17 protein-coding genes are annotated in these 18921 nt (G+C 66.8%); 7 read left to right on the top strand and 10 right to left on the bottom strand.

The genetic code is table 11. The annotated features are described in order from the left end of the window. Positions 1-247 precede the first annotated feature (247 nt). The 7 genes from KY501_RS22660 to KY501_RS22690 all read right to left on the bottom strand — a co-directional run bounded on the left by KY501_RS22660 (position 248) and on the right by KY501_RS22690 (position 6953). Complete coding sequence (locus tag KY501_RS22660; protein ID WP_224365320.1) at positions 248-1054, bottom strand: class I SAM-dependent methyltransferase; 807 nt, start codon at positions 1052-1054, stop codon at positions 248-250. A 40-nt stretch (positions 1055-1094) separates the two neighbouring features. Further along, on the bottom strand, positions 1095-1841 hold the full coding sequence (locus tag KY501_RS22665; RefSeq protein ID WP_224365321.1) for a ZIP family metal transporter: 747 nt from the start codon (positions 1839-1841) through the stop codon (positions 1095-1097). Positions 1842-1899: 58 nt separating this feature from the next. After that, entirely contained in the window at positions 1900-3159 is a 1260-nt protein-coding gene (locus KY501_RS22670; protein ID WP_255636739.1) for a COG3014 family protein, read from the bottom strand. Between the two features lie 29 nt (positions 3160-3188). Then, positions 3189-3797 carry a penicillin-binding protein activator LpoB gene (gene lpoB / locus KY501_RS22675; RefSeq protein WP_224365323.1) on the bottom strand — a complete coding sequence of 203 codons (609 nt, stop codon included), beginning with the start codon at positions 3795-3797 and terminating at the stop codon, positions 3189-3191. 13 nt (positions 3798-3810) lie between these two features. Next, positions 3811-4638, bottom strand: a complete 828-nt coding sequence (locus KY501_RS22680) for a hypothetical protein (RefSeq protein ID WP_224365324.1) — start codon at positions 4636-4638, stop codon at positions 3811-3813. A gap of 8 nt (positions 4639-4646) precedes the next feature. Then, positions 4647-5219 (bottom strand): hypothetical protein, encoded by a 573-nt coding sequence (locus KY501_RS22685; protein WP_224365374.1) that lies wholly within the window; start codon positions 5217-5219, stop codon positions 4647-4649. Positions 5220-5327: 108 nt separating this feature from the next. Next, the gene (locus KY501_RS22690) at positions 5328-6953 is read right to left on the bottom strand and encodes a mechanosensitive ion channel family protein (RefSeq protein WP_224365325.1); all 1626 of its coding nucleotides are present in this window, start codon (positions 6951-6953) and stop codon (positions 5328-5330) included. Positions 6954-7090: 137 nt separating this feature from the next. Here KY501_RS22690 and KY501_RS22695 point away from each other — a divergent pair, with 137 nt between their 5' ends. From KY501_RS22695 to KY501_RS22715, 5 genes are all read left to right on the top strand, one after another. After that, positions 7091-7474 (top strand): response regulator, encoded by a 384-nt coding sequence (locus KY501_RS22695; RefSeq protein ID WP_224365326.1) that lies wholly within the window; start codon positions 7091-7093, stop codon positions 7472-7474. Next, a complete protein-coding gene (locus KY501_RS22700; protein WP_373691634.1) occupies positions 7468-9006 on the top strand; it encodes a multiheme c-type cytochrome in 1539 nt (512 codons plus the stop codon). Before KY501_RS22695 ends, KY501_RS22700 begins: the two co-directional genes overlap by 7 nt. A 146-nt stretch (positions 9007-9152) precedes the next feature. Beyond that, positions 9153-11072 carry a LysM peptidoglycan-binding domain-containing protein gene (locus KY501_RS22705; RefSeq protein WP_224365328.1) on the top strand — a complete coding sequence of 640 codons (1920 nt, stop codon included), beginning with the start codon at positions 9153-9155 and terminating at the stop codon, positions 11070-11072. 169 nt (positions 11073-11241) lie between these two features. After that, entirely contained in the window at positions 11242-12075 is an 834-nt protein-coding gene (locus KY501_RS22710) for a peptidoglycan-binding domain-containing protein (protein WP_224365329.1), read from the top strand. 274 nt (positions 12076-12349) lie between these two features. Further along, the gene (locus KY501_RS22715; RefSeq protein WP_224365330.1) at positions 12350-13144 is read left to right on the top strand and encodes a phytanoyl-CoA dioxygenase family protein; all 795 of its coding nucleotides are present in this window, start codon (positions 12350-12352) and stop codon (positions 13142-13144) included. Positions 13145-13193: 49 nt separating this feature from the next. On the opposite strand, the gene KY501_RS22720 is transcribed toward KY501_RS22715, so the two are convergent. Further along, entirely contained in the window at positions 13194-13748 is a 555-nt protein-coding gene (locus tag KY501_RS22720; RefSeq protein ID WP_224365331.1) for a cysteine hydrolase family protein, read from the bottom strand. Positions 13749-13863: 115 nt separating this feature from the next. Here KY501_RS22720 and KY501_RS22725 point away from each other — a divergent pair, with 115 nt between their 5' ends. Together KY501_RS22725 and KY501_RS22730 are read left to right on the top strand one after the other, a co-directional pair. After that, positions 13864-14847, top strand: coding sequence for a GlxA family transcriptional regulator (locus KY501_RS22725; protein ID WP_224365332.1), 984 nt, complete (start codon positions 13864-13866; stop codon positions 14845-14847). 82 nt (positions 14848-14929) lie between these two features. Continuing rightward, the gene (locus KY501_RS22730) at positions 14930-15556 is read left to right on the top strand and encodes a class I SAM-dependent methyltransferase (RefSeq protein WP_224365333.1); all 627 of its coding nucleotides are present in this window, start codon (positions 14930-14932) and stop codon (positions 15554-15556) included. A gap of 11 nt (positions 15557-15567) precedes the next feature. On the opposite strand, the gene KY501_RS22735 is transcribed toward KY501_RS22730, so the two are convergent. After that, positions 15568-16176, bottom strand: a complete 609-nt coding sequence (locus KY501_RS22735; RefSeq protein WP_224365334.1) for a hypothetical protein — start codon at positions 16174-16176, stop codon at positions 15568-15570. A 161-nt stretch (positions 16177-16337) separates the two neighbouring features. Then, positions 16338-18701 (bottom strand): MXAN_6577-like cysteine-rich protein, encoded by a 2364-nt coding sequence (locus KY501_RS22740; protein WP_255636740.1) that lies wholly within the window; start codon positions 18699-18701, stop codon positions 16338-16340. Between the last annotated feature and the right edge of the window lie 220 nt (positions 18702-18921).

Raw genomic sequence — 18921 nt, forward strand, 5'->3', positions numbered from 1 at the left:
CAATCCCTCTACTCAGTGAAATCCACTACTTCAAGAGGGCTCCGAGAAACGGCTGCGTTCGAGCCGGACGCAACTGCGTTCAATTTGGAAGCGCTTGCGTCCAATGCGTACGCGCAGGGCTCTGAGAGGGTGAGGCCTGTGGCCGTTGAGCAGAGAGGCCTACATGGCCCTTCCTGGCTCAGGGTTCTCGGTAACGAAGAATAACCCTTATCTTGAACCAGAACCTGAGGTTCTTGCCAATCCTCGTCTACCGCTTTCGTCCCCTGGTGGACGGGAGCGGCTGGAGGACGAAGACGCGATCCAGCCGGTTGCTGTTGCGCCCGACAGGGGTCTCCAGGCGGTAGTCGAAGTCATACATGGCCAGGACGCGCAGGCCCGCGGAGCGGAAGAGGCGCCGGGCCTCGGCCAGATCATAGGTGCGGAAGAACCACTTTGTCTCGATGAGCATGTCCTTGCCGGGCCCGGAGATGCGCAGGCGGTTGCGCATGGGCGAGCGGCGGAGGCGGCGATCGGGCAGGCCTTCGCGGGTGTTGCAGATGACGGTGTCCCGGCCGACGCGGCCGACCCAGCGCTCGCGCTCGAGGGTGGTGCGGGCGTAGTCGGTGAGGTGAAAGCCGAGCGCATAGACGCCGTCGGGCTTGAGCAACCGGCGGGTGCTCTGCAGGTGGGCGCGGGCGGCGGCCTCGCTGTCCAGGTAGCGGAAGGTGGAGACGAGATTGAAGGCCAGGTCCACGCGGCCCTCGAGTTCGGGTGCGGAGAAGGACTCCATGCGGGACTGGAAGAGGCGGACGTGGCGCCTGCGGGCGGGCGAGAGGCGGCGGCGGGCATGCGCGAGCATGGGCTCGGCGATGTCATAGCCGACAACGTCGAAGCCACGGCGAGCGGCCTCGGCGACGAGCCGTCCCGCGCCACAGGCGGGCTCGAGCAGGAGGGAGCCTCCGGTACCGTGGTGGCGGCTGAGAGCGAGGAGGAAGTCCATCTCCTTCTCGGTGTCAGTGCCGAAGATGGCCTCGTAATACTTGGGATGGGAGTACCAGTCGGAGCGTCGTTCCATGGGGGCCGGCTTCGGTGTCCGCGGGGGCAATGGGGTTGGCTCAGTGCTCGGTCAGGCGCGCCAGCGCGAGCATCAGCAGCAACCCGGCGATGAGCGCCACCAGGTTGCGCCCCTGCCGATCCTTCCCATGGCGGCTGACGTGCGGGAGCAGATCCGACACCGCGATATAGAGGAAGGTGCCCGCCGAGAACGCCAGCGCCCACGGAGAGAACCGCTCGAAGCTCAGCGCCGCATCCGACGCGAAGTAGAGCCCCGCCCCCACCGGCACCATGAGCCCGTAGAAGGCCGAGTACGCCAGGATGACCGGAGTGCTCTTCCCCTCCGACTTGAGGATGGACGCGAGCGACAGCGACGAGGGCACCTTGTGCGCGATGATGGCGATGAAGGCCATCAACCCCACGCCCTCCTTCACCGACGAGCCCAGCGCCACGCCATCGATGAGCGTGTGCACCGAGAGCCCCACGAACGCCGCGAGCCCCAGTCCGTGGTGCGCGTGCTCCGTGCAGTTGATCGGCTCCTCGCAGGAGTGCGAGAGGAAGTTGCGCTCCAGCACCACCAGGAAGACGAACCCCGCCGGCACCAGCGTGAAGGACGGATAGCCGCCCCCGTGAAACGCCTCGGGCAGCATGTGGAAGAAGGCGGCTCCCAGCATCACCCCCGCCGCGAAGGCCAGGAAGGACACCAGACGCGTCGCTCGATGGGTGAACACCACCACCAGCGCGCCCGCGATGGCTCCCAGCAGGATGAAGAACGAATAGGTGGCGACCGTGGCCACGACCGGCGACATTGGGGCGCGGACCCTACATCAGATGGGCCGGGCGCAACACTTCCCCTGCAACGCACATTCAGTAGTAGCGCCGCAACACCACCACGGTGACCCGTCCCGGCCGTACCTCCACCTCCTTCGCGGAAAGATGGCCGTTGAACTCCACCTGCACCATGTGCCGGCCCGCCGGCAGCCGGAAGCGCGTGAGCTGGAACTCGGCGGGCAGGGACAGCCAGGAGCGCAGGTCCGCCTTGTTCGCCAGGTTGAGCAGCAGGAACGTCAGGTATCCCACCTCCTCACTCTTGGTGAGAGCTCCTGCACCCGCCGCCAATCCCGCCTTTGCCACCGCCCCGGCCAGTTGCTTCGCCAACATCCGGCCAATGCGGTCATCGAGGTGGACCTTCGCCACCCGCTCCAGCGACGTCACCGTCACCGCCCGCTCCGCCGCCGGTCCCACGCTCACCTGCGCCTGGGGCGTGGAGCCCCGGTCCCGGTACACAGGCACCGTGATGAGCTCCACGGCATTGGGCTCATACGGGCGATTCATGGGCTCCTTCTCCGGCGAGAGCCCCGCCTCCACGACGACCACCACCTGCCCCTCCCCCGGCCCGAGCGGCTCGTGCGTCACGCCCGGGAACTGTTGGAGCAGCGATGAGTACGCGTCATCCCGCCCCGTCAGCTTCGCCAGGCGCAACAGCGGTTCCGCCAGGGCTCCCAGCTGCGGCTCCAGCTCCAGCGCCTTCGCGTAGTCGATGAATGCCGAGTCCCAGTCCCGCTGGTCCTCGTAGAGCACTCCGCCGATGTAGCGCGCGATCGCGAGCTGCTCGTACGGCTTCTTCTCATCGACGATCATCTTCTGCAGCCGCTCGTTGACGCGACGGACCTCGACGAGCGCGTCCTCGTCCTTGCCCAGCTGCGCGTAGTTGAGCGCCTGGAGCACGGAGATCATCAGCTTCTCGAAGTCCTCCCCGCGGTAGGCCCGCTGCCGCTCGCTGCTCAGCAGCGCGCCCGCCTCCTCGCGGATGGAGATGCCGTCCAGTTGCTGCGACAGCCGGTCCGCCTTCGCCAGCACCTGGATGCTCTCCTCCCAGCGCCCAGCGGCGTGCAGCACCATGCCCTTGTCGAGCAGCACCAGCAGCGCATCCCGAGGCTCCCCGTGCTGCTCCAGCTCCTCCAGCTCGTCCAGGGCGCGCGGGTAGTCCTCCGCCTCGTAGGCCTGGCGCAGGCCTCGTGTGCGGGCCACATAATCGCCCGCGCAACCGACCAGCAACACAGGCCCCAAGAGCACGAGCAGTGCCCACGCCCGAGGGCGCGGGCTGCGACCGAGACAAGGGGACATGGAACGGGACCCGAGCGCTCAGCCGCCCACTACCAGCCGACGCTGCGCTTCTCGAACTTCTTGCGGATCTGCTTCTCGTCCGTCCATTCGATGAGGCCCGTGCGTACGTTGTTCAGCTTGGCCGTCATCTTGTAATAGACGAGCTTGTCCCGGCCGACCTCCTGGATGATCGAGGCGAGGTCTCCCGTCATGATGAAGTCCACGGACACCTGCTGTCCCGGTGCCTTGGCCTCGTTCGGGTTCACGTAGCCGGACTGCTGGTACTCGTACTCCTCGGCGATGTCCCAGCGCGCCTGCTGGTCCACCAGCGCGAAGCGGCCCGTCTGCGCCAGCGCCGTCTGGATCTTGTCTCCCAGCGAGCGCATGTCGATGTGCTCGGAGGTGCTGTTCTTCAGCTTGCCCACCAGGACGATCGGCAGGCGATTCGGATCCACCTGCGCGAAGCGCGGCGAGCTGGCCAGCGACTCGGCCATCTTCTTCGCGATGAGCTGCAGATCGTTCTCGTTGAACTGATCCGACAGCATCTCGATGGTGTTCGGATCCTCGTAGGTGCCGCGCGTGTAGGCGCGAGGCCCATCCACGTAGCAACCGGTGAGCGCGGCGGCCAGGCTGGCGGAGACGATGAGGCGAGCGTTCATGGGGCGTGCACTCCTAGTTCCATTCGCATTCGAAGCGGCTTCCCTCGAAGCGCCACTTGTAGCCAAGCACCGCGTCCTGCCGGTACCCCGCCGTCAGCCGGCAGAGGCTCTGCAACGAGGAGCGCGGATACTCGAAGGTATAGAGCTGGGCCTTGGCCCGCTCCTGTTCGGTCAGCTGCGACGGGTGGCTGAGCGTGGGCTTCGCGCTCGCGGCCACCAACACCCGGTGCGAGCCGTACGTCTTCAGCGGCACCCAACCCGGCAGCTGGATGCGCCGCACCGTCCGCGCCCGGAGGATGTCACTGCGATCCACCACCGTGTCGTGCGCATTCTGATTCCTCAGCAGGTCCGGAATGTTGAGGCTCAGCACCCGCGTCAGGTCCCCGTCCTCCACGAAGAAGTAGAGGAAGGCCTCGCGCGCGTCGCGGCTCTCTCCGGTGAAGTCCAACGTCACCAACAGGTTCAGCGTCCGGTTGGGCGGCAGCGCATGCAGGGAGATGGCGGACAGCACGTCCGGCGCCACCCCCGCCTGCTTGAGCCGGATGAGCCCGTCCGCGCTCGCGTCACAGGCGCAGCGGCGCTCCTCGATCATCTTCACCAACTGCGCGGGCGTGAAGCCGGCCTTGGACAGCTTGGCCACCTCTTCGTCCGTGAGCGGCAGCTGATCCGAGCGCTCGTAGATGCGAGGCAGCTGGTTCGAGTTCCACTCGATGAGGTTGACGGTCTGCACCTCGCCCGTGGGGAACGGGAACACCGGCACGGTGGTCCCCCGAGCGGTGGTGGCGCTGGGCGTCTGGCCCGTGGCGAGCGCCAGGGCGGCGATGAGGGCTTGGACGATCATGCATGGCGCTAGAACCTGTACCCGAGGCTCATGAACACACGGTGGGTATTGCTCCCTCCGTCCGCCTCGGCCGGCAGGGGGATGTCCAGCGCGTACGAGAGCCCGAGGAGGATGTTCTCCCGGTCTCCCATCATCAGATCCGCGCCCACCTGCGGAGACAGCCCGAAGCGCGTGCCAATCTCGGGGATGAAGATGGCTCCCGCCTTGAGGCCTGCGTACAGGCTCAACGGGTAGCCGTAGGTGCGGAAGCGAGGCCCTACCAGCAGGTCCAGCCGCCCACCGTCCAGCACGTAGGCGCCGCTGAAGTCCAACTGGAACCAGTCATCTCCCCAGAAGGAGGCGGTCGCTCCCAGGAAGAGCGGCGGCCCCTCGGGGGCTCCCGGAGGCGGGGACTCCTGGTTGACGGCCGCGCCCCAATCGAACTGCAGCGAGAACCGCCCGTCTCGCTGCCGCGAATAGCCGCCTTTGCCGTACTCGGAACCCTCGGGGCCGTCGGTGCGCCCGCGCTCCTGGGCTCCGGCGGACAGGGGCACGACGGCAAGCAGCGCGAGCGTACCCCACATACTGGCATGACGCTTCATCACGATGGACTCCAGCGACGAAGGAAGGACTTCAAGAACGCGTAACGTCCAAGGGCCGGAAATATTCAGCGGCCCCCTGGGGGAGCAAGCGGCCTTCGGATCCAGATGTCACGCCCGAGGCGTTGGCGCGGTGGTTGGACTGCCTGGCTGCTCGCTCTGTCCCTGGGGGGGTCCGAGCGGCCTCGTCTCGCTGCGCACCGTCGGCAGCCACGCCGGGTGACGCCGGAGGAAGACGATGAGCTGCTCGCGCACCAGGCACCTCAGGTCGAACAGTTTCCCCGAATCCGCGCTTACCAGCGCGCGCACCGAGAGTGTCTTCTCCAGGACGCTCAGCACCACCACGGACTGCACCTTCCCATCCCAGAGCTGGCGACCCTCGTTCTCCAGGATGCGCTTGAGCTCCGCGCGCAGGGCGTCGATGTCCGTGGAGAAGTCCACCTGGAGGAGCACCTCGCCCAGCATGCTCGCGCTGGCGCGGCTCCAGTTCTGGAAGGGCTTGTCCAGGAACTGGGTGATGGGGATGACCATGCGCCGCTCGTCCCACACCCGAACCACCACATAGGTGAGGGTGATCTCCTCCACGGTGCCGAACTCGCTCTCCACCACCACCTTGTCCCCGAGGCGGATGGGCTGAGTCATCGACAGCTGGATTCCGGCCAGCAGCGTGGAGATGGACTTCTGTGCCGCGAGACCGATGACCAAGCCGGCCAATCCCGCCGAGGCCAACAGCGACACACCGACGTTGCGCACCACCTCGAACTGCATGAGCAGCAGCGCCGCCGCGACGATGTAGGTCGCCACCTCCAGCACCCGCCGCATCACCGCCAGCTGCGTGCTCAGGCTGCGCAGGCGGCTCGCATCCTCCGCCGTGTTGCTCACCTTGGCGTGCACGTACTCCGTCGTCACCCGCAGGAAGCGCAGGATGAACCAGGCCACCGCCACGATGACCAGCGAGTAGCAGAGCCGCTCGATCAACCGGCGGGTCGGTTGGGGCAGCAACAAGAAGGAGGTGCCCACCGCCAGGAGCGTCGCGTAGTACGGCAGCCGCAACGGCCCCCGGCCCGCTCCCACCAGAGAGTCGTCCCAGTTGATCTTCGTCCACTTCGCCAGCCGCATCGCGAAGGACAGCGACAGCCGCTCCAGCACCAGCGACAGCACCCAGCCGCCCCCCAACACCACCACCAGCCCCAGCCACTGCCACAGCTCCAGTCCCAGCACCGGACGCTCGAAGAAGATGGCCGGCAGCGTCTCGGCCAGCAGCGGGCCGTACTCATCAAAGAGCTTGTCCACCTGCTTCACCGTGGACTCGCTGAACACCCACACCAACCCACCCTCCTCGCCTCCCGTCACGCGCTGGAGGCGGATGGGCACGGCGATGCCATCCAGGGGGATGGTGTCGAGCACGTCGAAGCGGGCATCGACCGGATCGCCCTCGGGCGCTTTGCTCAGCGCGGACAGGTCCACGTGGACCTTGCGGTCGAGCACGAACTTGAGCCGCCGGGCCAATTGGGCGCCGCGCTCGACCTGGTCCGCACGAGACACAAAGTCGAGATCCAGGTAATGCGCGGCCCTCTTGTAGTCCCCGGCGTGGGCCGCCTGCATGAAACCCTCGAAAGTCGCTTGGGGCGTCTGCCGATCCACGGTAGGTGGAGGTGGACCCAGACCGGCATTGAGGGCCCAGGCGGGGAGGGAGACGAGGAAGAGGGTACAGAAAGCCGGGAGGGCTCGGGACATAGCCGCTTTCCTTACTCCGACTGGGGAGCGTATGCCCGTGGACATGAGCCGAGGGTTGTCGGGCAACCAGGCGGAAGGAAAGCCGTGGTACCTCGGGAGGCGGATAAGTTAGAAGAAGGCTCCAAGGGAAGGTCGCCGTGCAAGAGAAGCGAAAAATCCTCCTCATCGACGACAGCGAGATCACCCTCGCCATGGAGAAGGCCGTTCTCGAGGCGCGCGGCTATGAGGTGGTTGCCACCTCGACGCTGATGGAGTTCGAGAAGACGCTGCGCACGTGGCGTCCGGACCTGATCCTCACGGACATCCACATGCCCGAAGCCAAGGGCACGGACATCTGCCGTACGCTCAAGAACGAGTACGGCACGCAGGACATCCCCATCATCCTGTTCTCCAGCCTGCCGGACGACGAACTGTCCAAGCTGGCCGAGCAGGTGGGGGCGGATGGCTCCTTGTCCAAGGTGAACGGGCTGGAAGCCATGGGCGAGAAGATCGACGAGTTGGTGCAGAGCATCCTCTGGTGAGGCGGCCGCTCACGGTCCTGGTGCTGGCGGCGGTGGTGCTCGCCGGGTGCAAGCGCGCCCCGGAGCCTGCTGCGGCCTCCACCGCTGTGCCGGATGCGGCGGCGGGCCAGGCCACGGGAGCCATCCTCCTGTTCTCCGCGGACACGCGTGGCTACCTGGGCCCGTGTGGATGCAGCGAGAACATGCGCGGGGGCATCGACCGGGCGGCCTTCGAGGTGCAGGAGGCGCGCAAGGGCACCCTGCCCGTCCTTTATATCGATGGAGGCGACAGCCTCTTTGGCGAGCCGACGCTCAAGCCCGCGCAGGTGCCGCAGGAGGAGCGCAAGGCGCAGGCGCTGGCCGAGTCCATGAAGCGCATGGGGCTGGCCGTCCGCGCCACGGGCGAGCTGGATGATGTGCGCGGCGTGACCTTCCGTCAGGGGCTGGGCCTGCCGGAGCTGGCTCCCGGGACCGTGAAGCTGCTGACGGCGGGGGCTCGGCAGGTGGGCGTGGTGGCGGTGCCTGAGGCGGCGCAGCTCGCCCCGCTCAGTGCCCAGGCTCGCAAGGAGGGCGCGGACTTCGTGGTGGCCCTCTTCCACGGCACGGTGGAGCAGGCGCAGGCGGTGGCGGACCAGCCCGGGTTGGAGGCGGACCTCATCCTCGCCACGCACACGGCCACCGAGTTCAGCGGTGAGGAGCACAAGCTGGTGCGCTCGGCCGTGCCGGTGGTGGGGCTTCAGAGCAAGGGCCGCGAGCTGCTGCGCGTGGACCTGGGCTACGGCCCCCAGAAGGGGCGCTTCAGCCAGGTGAAGGGGCAGGGACAGACGGAGGGTGAGGTGGCGGCGCTCGACCAGCGCATGGCCCTGCTCAACAAGGAGATCAACCTGCCGGGCATCGCTCCCGAACTCCAGAAGCTCAAGCAGGCCAAGCTGGAGGAGTTGGTGGCGCGCAAGCAGAAGCTGCTCACGGAGCCCGCGGCGGCTCCGGCCGGCACCAACAGCTTCTCGCTGCGCTTCCTCCCGCTGGAATCCAGCCTCCCCGGCCAGCCGGAGGTGCAGGAGGTGGTGAAGGCGTACGACCGGGACGTGGGGCAGATGAACCTGGCGTGGGCCAAGGAGCACGGGGAGGACTGCCCGGCTCCAAAGAAGGGCGAGGCCGCCTTCGTGGGTACCGCGGCCTGCCAGGAGTGCCACGCGGAGACGATGCCCCTGTGGGAGCATTCCAAGCACTCCCACGCGTGGGCCACGCTCGAGGAGAAGGGCAAGCAGTACCACCTCAACTGCGTGGGGTGCCATGTCACGGGCTACGAGAAACCCGGCGGCGTCTGCCGCCTGGACAAGGTGGCAGGGCGCCAGGGCGTGGGCTGCGAGAGCTGCCACGGCCCGGGTTCGCTCCATGCCGAGGATCCGACGCCGAAGAACATCGTCCGCAATCCGGGGCGAGAGCTGTGCGTCACCTGCCACAACCCGGAGAACTCACCCCACTTCGACTACGCCACCTACCTCCCGAAGATCCTCGGCCCAGGCCACGGGCAGCCCGCGGCGAAGAAGTAGGGAAAATTCTCCACTGGCAGTGAAAACCTCGGGCTGATAATGCCTGCTCGGGAAGCAGCCCGACGGGCTGCTTGTTTGACTGTCAAGGAAAATCACGGAAACTTGGGTCTTCTCCTGCATCCCGGGCACACGCCCCCAGGGTCTCCATGCCGTCCCTCTGCTTGATGCTGGTCACCCTCGCTGCGTCGGTCCCCTCCTCGAAGGAGGAGTTGCCGATGCCGCCACCACCTCCCGGCATGCACGTGCTGGAGGTGGAGGAGAAGAAGCCACAGGTTGGTAGCACCGTGGCCCAGGAGGCGGAGGAGCCCGAGGAGGCCAACGAGGACGTCGAGTCCGAGTCCGCGGAGCTGGAGGAGTTGCGCGCCCTGGAGGGGGCGGCGTTGGACCCGACGGCGAAGCCGAACGCGGAGGTGCTCCAGTCGCTGCGGCGCCTGGGCCTGGCCAACCCGCTGCGCCTGCGCATGCTGGACGTGCTGGAGGAGCCCACGCTCCGAGAGGACGACACTCCGCCGGAGCTGCCGCTCATCAAGGACCTGGAGAACTTCGACGTCGCGCAGATCCAGGACCGGTACGACATCCCGGTGGAGATGCAGCCGCTGGTGGCGCAGTACATCCAGTTCTTCCAGGGGCCGGGCCGCAAGTGGTACCGCAAGTGGATGTCGCGCTCCACGCGCTACCTGCCGGTGATGCAACCCATTCTCGAGGCGAAGGGGCTGCCGCGCGACACGGTGTACCTGGCGATGATCGAGAGTGGGTTCTCGGCCAACGCCTATTCGTGGGCGCACGCGGCGGGCCCGTGGCAGTTCATCTCGGGCACGGGTCGGATGTACGGGCTGCGCGAGGACTTCTGGGTGGACGAGCGGAGGGACCCCATCAAGTCCACCTACGCGGCGGCGGCCTATCTCAAGCAGCTGCACAGCGAGCTGGGGCACTGGTACCTGGCGTGGGCGGGCTACAACACGGGCGGCGGGCGCGTGCGGCGGTTGATGGACCGGCACGGCACCTCCAACTTCTGGGCGCTGGCCGAGGAGAAGGGGTTCGCCAAGGAGACGAAGCACTACGTGCCGAAGCTCATCGCCGCGGCGCTGATCGCCAAGAACCCGGGCGCCTTCGGCTTCCGTGAGGAGGAGTTCGAGTACGAGCCACCGCTGGCCTATGACGAGGTGAAGCTGGTGGACGCCACGGACCTGGATGCGATCGCCCGCGCGGCGGGAGTGAGCGTCAAGGACGTGCAGGAGCTCAACCCGGAGCTGAAGCGCTGGTGCACCCCGCCGGCCACCGAGAAGCAGCCGTACGTGCTGCGGCTGCCCAAGGGCACCTCGGAGCAGTTCGCGCAGAACTTCAAGCAGCTGTCACCGAACGAGCGGCTGAGCTTCCGGATCCACCGGGTGAAGCGCGGGGACACACTGTCGAAGATCGCGCTGACCTACGGCAGCGCGCCGGAAGCGATCCTGCAGTTCAACCGGCTGAAGAGCGCTCGCTCGCTGCGCGTGAACGCGGACCTGGCCATCCCCGTGCCGAGCGGCCGCAACGGCAGCGCGGCGCTGGAGCGCAAGGTGGCCCAGGCCCGCCGCAGCGGCGTGACGGCGCTGCGCCCCGAGGAGGAGATTCCCGCGGGCACGCCTCGGGCACCGGTGGCCACGGGCGCTCTCAAGACGGAGGTCATCGGCGGGCGCACCCGCGTCACCTACGGAGTGCAGGACGGCGACAGCCTGTGGGCCATCGCGCAGCACTTCAACGTGACGGTGGATGACCTGCGGAAGTGGAACGAGCTGCCTCGCCGCAAGCGCGGGCTCAAGGTGGGCACGATCATCCAGGTGTGGCCGGGCAGCGCGCCTGCTCCTGCGCCGGTGCAGGAGCGCTCGGGCACGGTGCTGGCCTCGACGCAGGAGCCTGCGAAGGCGCAGGCGGGCCGGGCCACGACGCACACCCTGGCCGCTGGCGAGACGCTCTGGTCCGTGGCTCAGCGCTACGGCGTCACGGTCGAGGACATCAAGCGGTGGAACAACATCAAGGACCACCGCAACATCCCCGCCGGCAAGCAGCTCGTGGTGGCCGCGCCGTAGGCCACGCAGCGAGTGCCTCCACGCTCGTTCGGAGAGGTCCACGCCAGCTGGTATGCCCTCTTAGAGAACGAGAATGTAAGTAAAAGCAACACCTCTGATTTCACTCCGATAATGGATTTGTTCCGCTTGATTTCAGGTCGCGGAGCCTCAATCCACAGGAGATGTCCTCATGAGCGTTTCGGGTTCCACGCGGTCCACGGGTGGTTCTACGCGGTCTTCCGGCACGTCGGTCGGCTCGACCCGGTCCGCAGGCAGCACCAAGGGCACCACCACCACCAAGGGCACCACCAGCACCCGAACGGCTACAGGCTACTCCAGCAAGAGCAGCTTCACCCCTGCCAGCGCGAAGGGCTCGCTGCGCACCGGAATGAGCGGCGCCTCGGTGAGCTCGCTCCAGGACCGGCTGCGCTCCGCGGGCTTCGACCCGGGTCCCTCCGACGGCAAGTACGGGCCGCGCACCGAGAGCGCAGTAAAGGACTACCAGCGCTCGCAGGGCCTGCAGGTGGACGGCATCGCGGGCCGCCGCACGATGGGCGCGCTCAACGGCACCCAGGGCACCTCCAGCAAGCCGTCCACCGCTGCCAACGGCACCGCGAGCCTCAACCAGGTGCTCAACGGCAAGGGCATGACCACCGGCAACATCACGGTGAACGGCCACACGTACCAGTTCAACTCCGGCGGCCGCACGAAGTTCTCGACGCCGCAGGGCACCTACCGGGTGACAGCGCACCGCAACACCCGCAGCGATCCGGGCTTCGTGCGTGACGGCGTCGGCTACAGCTTCCGCATGGAGGACGCGCGCCGTCCCAACTCCGACGCGATGTACGACGCTCGCGCGGGCCGTGATCGCACGGCGCTGCGCATCCACCCGGACGGTGGCGCGACCGGCACCTCGGGCTGCATCGGCATCGTCGGCGATGCGGCAACCCAGCGTCAGTTCCGCGCCGACATGAACGCGGAGCTCGCCCGCAACGGCGGCTCGTACACGCTCAACGTGCGGTGATTTCCGACGACGACCGTGAGGCCTCGAAGCCTCACGGCGTCTTCGCGCCAGGAGCAAAGCTCCAGTCATGCCGCGCCCTCATGGGACTCTGCCCGTTGCACCCCATGAGAGGCTCGCTATGATTCGGCCATCATGATGATGTCGGACACCATGCAGTTCGCAGTGTTCCTGCGCGCCTGAGGCGCCGCAGAAGCATTGAACCGGGGCGGCCTACCGGCCTGCCCTTTTCGGCCGTCGTTCCGCGACGGCCTGACGAACTCATGGGATTTCCATCATGCCTGGCACTACGCCCGCGCTCTCTCGAGCGCAGATCGATCAATTCATCACTGACGGCTTCATCCGCCTCGACAACGCCTTCCCGAGAGCCCTTGCCGACGAGGCTCGCACCATCCTCTGGGCCGACACTGGCTGCGATCCGGAGGATCCCCGCACGTGGACCCGGCCGGTCATTCGCCTCAACCAGTACGGCCATCCACCGTTCAAGGCTGCCGCCAACACTCTCATCCTGCACCAGGCGTTCGACCAGCTCGTCGGTCCCGGCCGCTGGCAGAGACCCGGCGCCCTCGGCACGTTCCCGGTCCGCTTCCCCTCCCCCGATGACCCGGGTGACGCCGGGTGGCATATCGATGTCTCCTTCGGCGCCGAGCATCCAGACTTCCTGGAGTGGCGCGCCAATATCGCCTCCAAGGGCCGGGTCCTGCTGATGCTCTTCCTCTTCTCCGACGTCGAAGAGGAGGATGCGCCCACCCGCATCCGGATCGGCTCCCATGTCGACATCGCCCGGCAACTGGCCTCGGCTGGCGAAGCCGGAATGACGCTCCGAGAACTGGCCGCCGATGGTTTCGCCCGAAGCGCCCACCGGCCCGAAGCGCTGGCAACGGGTGAAGCGGGGACGGTCTACCTCTGCCATCCCTTCCTCGTGCACTCCGCCCAGCCTCATCGGGGCAGGAACCCGCGCTTCATGGCACAGCCCCCACTCCTGCCCGCCGAGCCGCTGAAATTGGAGCGAGCAGACCAGGCCTACTCACCCGTGGAGACAGCGATCCGGCGCGCACTCGCACTCGAGTAGCCGACAACTCCCCGTGATGCCGAGGGAGCTGGATGCGCCCTCGGCACTCTCAGGTGGTCCGTGCCAGGAATTCGCTGGTGGAGAGGGGCTTGGCGTAGGCGAAGCTGAGCGCCGCCATGAAGGCGGCATGAACCTGAGCGGCGGGCACGTGCACGCCGCCGAACTCCAGATCGCGGGTGGCGCAAGCATCGTGGATCAAGGTGCAGGGATAGCCCAGATCTGCCGCCGCCCGGACCCCGCCATCAATGCACATGTGGCTCATGGCGCCGCAGACAACGAGCTCCTCGACTCCCTTGCCGTCGAGGATCTTCTTCAGGTCGGTCTCGCGGAAGGAGTTGATCTGGTGCTTGAGCACTACCGGCTCGCCAGCGATCGGGGCGACCGTCGCATGGATCGCCGCACCGTTCGTGCCGGGAGCGAAGAAGGGAGCATCGGCCGTCTTGGCCTCATGGCGGACATGGACGACCAGCTCGCCCTTGGCCCGCGCGACGGCAATCAACCGGGCGGCGTTGCTGGCGGCGGCTTCGACGCCGACGAGCGGCCATCTCCCGCCCGGGAAGTAGTCGTTCTGGAGATCGATGATGAGGAGGGCGCGCTTGCTCATGGGGGGTATCCTTTCAGTCCCTGCCGTCGGGTGACGGGGTGATGACCGAACTGTAGGGCCCCTCCCTGCCCACGGGGATGGGCGGAGCTGACAGAATCCGGGTTAGAACTGACAAATGATAGCGGGTCGCGTTCAGGCCGACATCGGGCTGCTGCTCTATCCCGGAGCGCAGCTGTCAGCGGTGCACGGATTGTCGGACATGTTCCGCACAGCCAACCGGCTGGCCGCCGAGCAAGGCCTGCCGGGAGCACCCGCGCTGCGAGTCAGCCACTGGCAACTGGGCGGCAACGGGCAGGTAGAGCAGGTACTCGCCTCCCCCAGTGAGGCGTGCGACCGCCTGGCGGTGCTGATCCTCCCTCCCAGCCTGGAGTCCGAGCCGCTGGCGGGGCGCACAGCGCCGCTGGCACGTTGGATCGCCACCCGGCACGCCAGTGGAACCATCCTCTGCTCCATCTGCGCCGGTGCTTTCCTGCTGGCGGAGACCGGGTTGCTGAACGGGCGTCCGGCCACCACCCATTGGAATCTCGCGCCCAGACTGGCCGAGCAGTTCCCCGCCATCCGGCTGGATGCGGACAAGCTCCTCATCGAGGATGGCGACATCATCACGGCCGGAGGCATCCTGGCCTGGATCGATCTCGGGCTCCGGTTGGTGGATCGACTGCTCAGCCCGAGCATCATGCTGGCGACCGCCCGCTTCTTCCTCGCGGATCCAGCGGGCCGCGAGCAGCGCTTCTACAGCAACTTCGCGCCGAAGCTGAACCATGGCGACGAGGAGATCCTGAAGGTGCAGCACTGGCTTCAGGCTCACGGGACGGAGAGGCTGACGTTGCCGATGATGGCCGCGCACGTGGCGCTGGGGGAGCGCACCTTCCTGCGCCGCTTCCAGAAGGCGACCGGTATGAATCCGACCACCTACGTCCAGCACCTGCGCGTGGGAAAGGCGCGGGAGTTGCTGGAACTCTCAAATCTCCCCATCGAGCAGGTGGCCTGGCGGGTCGGCTACGAGGATCCCGGCGCCTTCCGAAAGATCTTCTCCAAGCTGATGGGCCTGTCCCCTGGAGACTACCGGCGCCGGTTCAGCGTCACTCCCAAGCCGTGACGGCCGCGAGGGGGGCCTCACCTTGACTCGGGGATGCCACTTCACGGACGTTACCGGCATGCGAAGAAGAGCCCCCTACTCCGTGCAAGACAGGAGCATCACCGAGAGGGTGTACACCTACTGCCTTGCGCAGAACATGGACGATGGGTGGGCGGAAGAAGACCAGCACGCGAACTTCCAGAAGCTGCTGGAGATAGCGACGTTCGCTCGCCATCCCTTGAAGGGCGCGTCCGTGCTCGACGTGGGTTGTGGCACGGGGGATCTCGTCGAGGTGCTCCAGGAGCACGGGATCCAGGAGTATCTGGGGATCGACCTCGTCAAGCCTTCCATCGGGCTCGCTCGTACGAAGCATCCTCAGCACGTGTTCGAAGAGGCGGACTTCCTCGAGTTCGAGCTGAATCAGCCGTACGACTTCGTCCTGGCCTCTGGAACGCTCGCCTTGAGACTCGAGACGGACAACTACGCCGTCATGGAAGCCCTCATCGAAAAGATGTGGGAATCGGCGCGCCACGGCGTGGCATTCAACTTCCTCTCTCCCAAGCATGAAGGACAGACCGACGATGCGCTCTTTCTCTACGAGATCGATCGCATCTTGTCCTTCTGCAGGAAGGCTGCAACCGGAGCGGCGGTCGAGCACCAATTGAACCATGCCGGAGCGGATTCACAGTTCCTCCAGGCCCATGTCTACCTTTCTCGAACCGGCCGCTGACGCCCCCACCCTCAGAAGCTCGCGCCAATCCGGAGAAGGTGGAGGTTGAGATCCCAGACGACCTTGTTCTCCCTTCGGGCGAGATCGGGCCAGTCCCAGAGAGAGAAGAAAACGCTCTGGCTCGAACTCGGGACGTTCCATCCCCAGCCAACACTGCCTCCCCCGACGAACGCCAGGAAGAGGGGGCCGAGCTTCGTGCGATAGCCCAGGTCGAGTCCCAGCGAGAGCTGCGTTCCTGTCTCGGTGTTCTCTCCCCCGCGAGAGTCCCGGGCCACCACGCCCCCCAGCTTCGGCTGCAAGAAGAAGCCTCCTCCCGAATTGTTCGGGAGGACCGTCCACGACGAGCCAACGGCCAGGGACAGGCCGTATGTGCTGCACCGCCCCTCGCACTCCTGGAGGCTCATGATGGGGGTGATCTCGAGCACCAGATCCTGGGTGGGGCTCAAGGGAATGTTCGCGCCCCCTGGCACCATCAAGAAGGTGTTCCCCTCGGAGGCCGCGAGGGGGGTGAGCGTGAGCGCGCTCAGGGGCTGAATCCAGAGCGACAGCGAGGGCTCACGCTCCGCAGCCCATGCGGCTCCCGCGATGAGCCAGGCCGCCAGGACACACAGGTTCTTCATCCGTGACTCCGTCCTTTTCAAGAGGAGCCACGCGTCAGAGCAAGGGGCGGACCACCCGCCCAGGCAACACACGAAACGGGCCCTGACGCTTCTTCCCGGACATTCTTGTCAGGGCCCTTGGAGAACTTGAGGCGGCCTGGGCTCCCGGCGAGCACCCGCCCTCAGCGGAGCTCGTTGGTCCACATGCAGCGGTATGGCCGCGTGCTCGCGGTGGCGGTCGGGATCACCCCCCAGGTGGAATACGCGGAGTACTGATCGTTGAACCCCGTGTTGACGGCCGTCCACTTCAGGATGCTCACGTACGGGACGGGAGTCTGGGTGGTGGAGCGGTCGTCATAGGTCAAGTCCGAGGTCAGCAGGTACTGGCCGCTCCCGTTGGGCAGGCTGTGGCGGATGGCCTCGGTATGATCCCGGGAGGATGCGAGCCGTCCGCCCAGCGCGGAACAACTGGACATGGCGCCCTCGAGAGTGGCCAGGGACCGATCCTTCATGTCCATCCACACGACTGCCGGTGTAGCGCCCGAGAGCTGGAAGCGCATGCACCCGCCCTGGCAGCTCTGCTCCGCAGGCCCGGCATACTGCGCGTCGAGCGGGTAGTAGATGCAGCGGAAGGGCCGATCCGGCGGGGTCCCCGTCTTGTAGACGGTGCTCACATAGTCGGAGTTGTAATAGCCGAAGAGCTTGTTCGAACCCGACCACCGCAGGGTCATCGCGAGGAATTGCGTCCCGTTGTAGCCCGCCTGATCGGAGGTCCAGAGCCAGGAGTTGTCACCGTTCGGCAGCCCCTCCTGGATCAACGCCGCGAGCTCCGTCGAGCGAGGCAGGTGCCCGCCCCGGTTCCAGCACGTGTCGTGAGCCACCTCCCACACGGCCTGGACCGGGTTGCTCCCTTCGCCTTTGTAGCCGCTCCGAAGCCCCACGAACTCGCCCACCACGGTGTTGGGGTGAGTGCCCGCGGCGTAGTTGACGCCGACGCACCGGAAGGACCGCGAGGCGGTCAACGTGCTCGCGGTGGTGTTGCCGCTGGCGATCCAGGACTTCTGGACGCCAGTCCACTTGATCAGGACATCCTTGCTGGAGCGGGCATCGTCTCCGGTGTGGTACCAGCTCGCGTTGCCTCCCGGAAGGCCTGCCACGATGGCGGCGACGTAGGTGCCGTAATCCGCCAGATGGGCGCGCTGATAGGTGCACTCCCAGACTGCTCCATTCTTGGAGAGCAACGGGCGATCCACGCCGTCCATGTTGTACCGGCCGCCGCCCTCCTTGAGCGCGAAGCACCCCTTTCCGGGCGAACCGAAGCACGCGTTGCCCGAAAAGGACTCCGGCGCGGAGGCGGAGGGACACACGCAACGGTAGGTCTGCTTGGCGGAGGTACTGACGGCCGCGGTGGAGGTCAATCCGTCGCTCAACCGGACCGTGTGCTGAGTGGCGGGGCCGTACGGTGCGAGCGACCAGAGGTAGTTGGTGGAAGTCGCGCCGATGTTCTCCAACCGCTTCGCGTTGACGAGGAACAGCTCAGAGGCCGTGGGCAGTCGCGCCCCCAGGCCCTCGCAGGTCTGCTTCGCCGCGGCATAGGTGTTGGCGATTCGCTCGAGCCCATCCCAGGAAGTGTCCCAGGCGTCCTTGACGGGAGCAATGAGGCTGCTGGCGCACGAGGTGGCGACCTTGCAGACGCCCTGGAGGCAGGACTGCCCCGAGCTGCAGGCCTTGCCGCAAACTCCACAGTTCTGGGGATCCGTCTGCGTGTCGATGCAGGACTGCCCACAGCTCGTCAGCCCGGACTGGCAGCCGCCACACGTTCCCGAGGAGCAGACATGGCCGGGATTGCAGGCCGTACCGCAGGTGCCACAGTTCTGGGGATCCGTCCCGGTGTCGACGCAGGTGCCATTGCAGTCCCGCTGGCCCTGCGGGCAGGGAGTGCCACAACTCCCCCCGCGACACTCCAGACCTGCGGTACAGGCCTGGTTGCAGCCGCCACAATGCTGCGAGTTGCTCTGCGTATCGACGCACGCTCCGCCACACCACTCCTGGCCCTCCAGGCACGGCGAGACGCAGTTGGCAGACACACACACCTTGCCGCCAGTGCAGGCCTGGTTGCAGCCGCCACAGTGCTCCGAGCTGCTCTTCGTATCGACACACGTGCCTCCACACACCTCCTGGTCCTCAGAGCACGCCAGGACACAACCGCCGTCCTTGCACACCTGGCTCTCAGAGCAGGCGGTGCCACAACTGCCGCAGTTCGAGACGTTGCTCCGCGTGTCGACGCAGGTGCCACCGCACTCCGTCTGCCCCTGCGCGCATTGGGACTTGCACGCGCCCTGGCTACAGACCTGGCCGGCGGAACAGGCCTGGTCACAGCCGCCGCAGTGCTGGAGGGAGCTCTGCGTGTCGACGCAGACGCCGCCACACTGTTGGCCGGTGGAGCAGGAAGACGGTGGGGGATCAGAGTCACCACAGCCTGTCCCGAGAACAGACACAGCCCACACTACGACCAGCAGGGTACGAAAGGGTTTTGACTTTGACATGGCTTCCTCACGGAGTGCCTGACGGCTGCCACTGGGAGTGAAGCGGCCAGGCAAGCGGGCGGCACCCTATGAGGAGGGCCTTGGCGGGGCTGTACCACCCGCGGCGTACGCGAACGAGCCGAGGACTGAACGTCCCCCCTCCCAGCTCCCTTCAGATGCGACGCACCTGGGAGGCAGGGCTTTGGGCATCGGAAATGCAGTGCCTGGCGCGAGCATCGGC

The sequence above is a fragment of the Hyalangium versicolor genome (genome assembly GCF_020103695.1).
Classification (GTDB): Bacteria; Myxococcota; Myxococcia; order Myxococcales; family Myxococcaceae; genus Hyalangium; species Hyalangium versicolor.

Excerpts from the sequence above, each read along its gene's own strand:
- KY501_RS22680 (WP_224365324.1), bottom strand. The coding sequence starts at position 4,638 with ATGATCGTCCAAGCCCTCATCGCCGCCCTGGCGCTCGCCACGGGCCAG.
- KY501_RS22720 (WP_224365331.1), bottom strand. The coding sequence starts at position 13,748 with ATGAGCAAGCGCGCCCTCCTCATCATCGATCTCCAGAACGACTACTTC.
- KY501_RS22670 (WP_255636739.1), bottom strand. The coding sequence starts at position 3,159 with ATGTCCCCTTGTCTCGGTCGCAGCCCGCGCCCTCGGGCGTGGGCACTG.
- KY501_RS22665 (WP_224365321.1), bottom strand. The coding sequence starts at position 1,841 with ATGTCGCCGGTCGTGGCCACGGTCGCCACCTATTCGTTCTTCATCCTG.
- KY501_RS22710 (WP_224365329.1), top strand. The coding sequence starts at position 11,242 with ATGAGCGTTTCGGGTTCCACGCGGTCCACGGGTGGTTCTACGCGGTCT.
- KY501_RS22715 (WP_224365330.1), top strand. The coding sequence starts at position 12,350 with ATGCCTGGCACTACGCCCGCGCTCTCTCGAGCGCAGATCGATCAATTC.
- KY501_RS22735 (WP_224365334.1), bottom strand. The coding sequence starts at position 16,176 with ATGAAGAACCTGTGTGTCCTGGCGGCCTGGCTCATCGCGGGAGCCGCA.
- KY501_RS22660 (WP_224365320.1), bottom strand. The coding sequence starts at position 1,054 with ATGGAACGACGCTCCGACTGGTACTCCCATCCCAAGTATTACGAGGCC.
- KY501_RS22690 (WP_224365325.1), bottom strand. The coding sequence starts at position 6,953 with ATGTCCCGAGCCCTCCCGGCTTTCTGTACCCTCTTCCTCGTCTCCCTC.
- KY501_RS22725 (WP_224365332.1), top strand. The coding sequence starts at position 13,864 with ATGATAGCGGGTCGCGTTCAGGCCGACATCGGGCTGCTGCTCTATCCC.
- KY501_RS22685 (WP_224365374.1), bottom strand. The coding sequence starts at position 5,219 with ATGAAGCGTCATGCCAGTATGTGGGGTACGCTCGCGCTGCTTGCCGTC.
- lpoB (WP_224365323.1), bottom strand. The coding sequence starts at position 3,797 with ATGAACGCTCGCCTCATCGTCTCCGCCAGCCTGGCCGCCGCGCTCACC.
- KY501_RS22740 (WP_255636740.1), bottom strand. The coding sequence starts at position 18,701 with ATGTCAAAGTCAAAACCCTTTCGTACCCTGCTGGTCGTAGTGTGGGCT.
- KY501_RS22705 (WP_224365328.1), top strand. The coding sequence starts at position 9,153 with ATGCCGTCCCTCTGCTTGATGCTGGTCACCCTCGCTGCGTCGGTCCCC.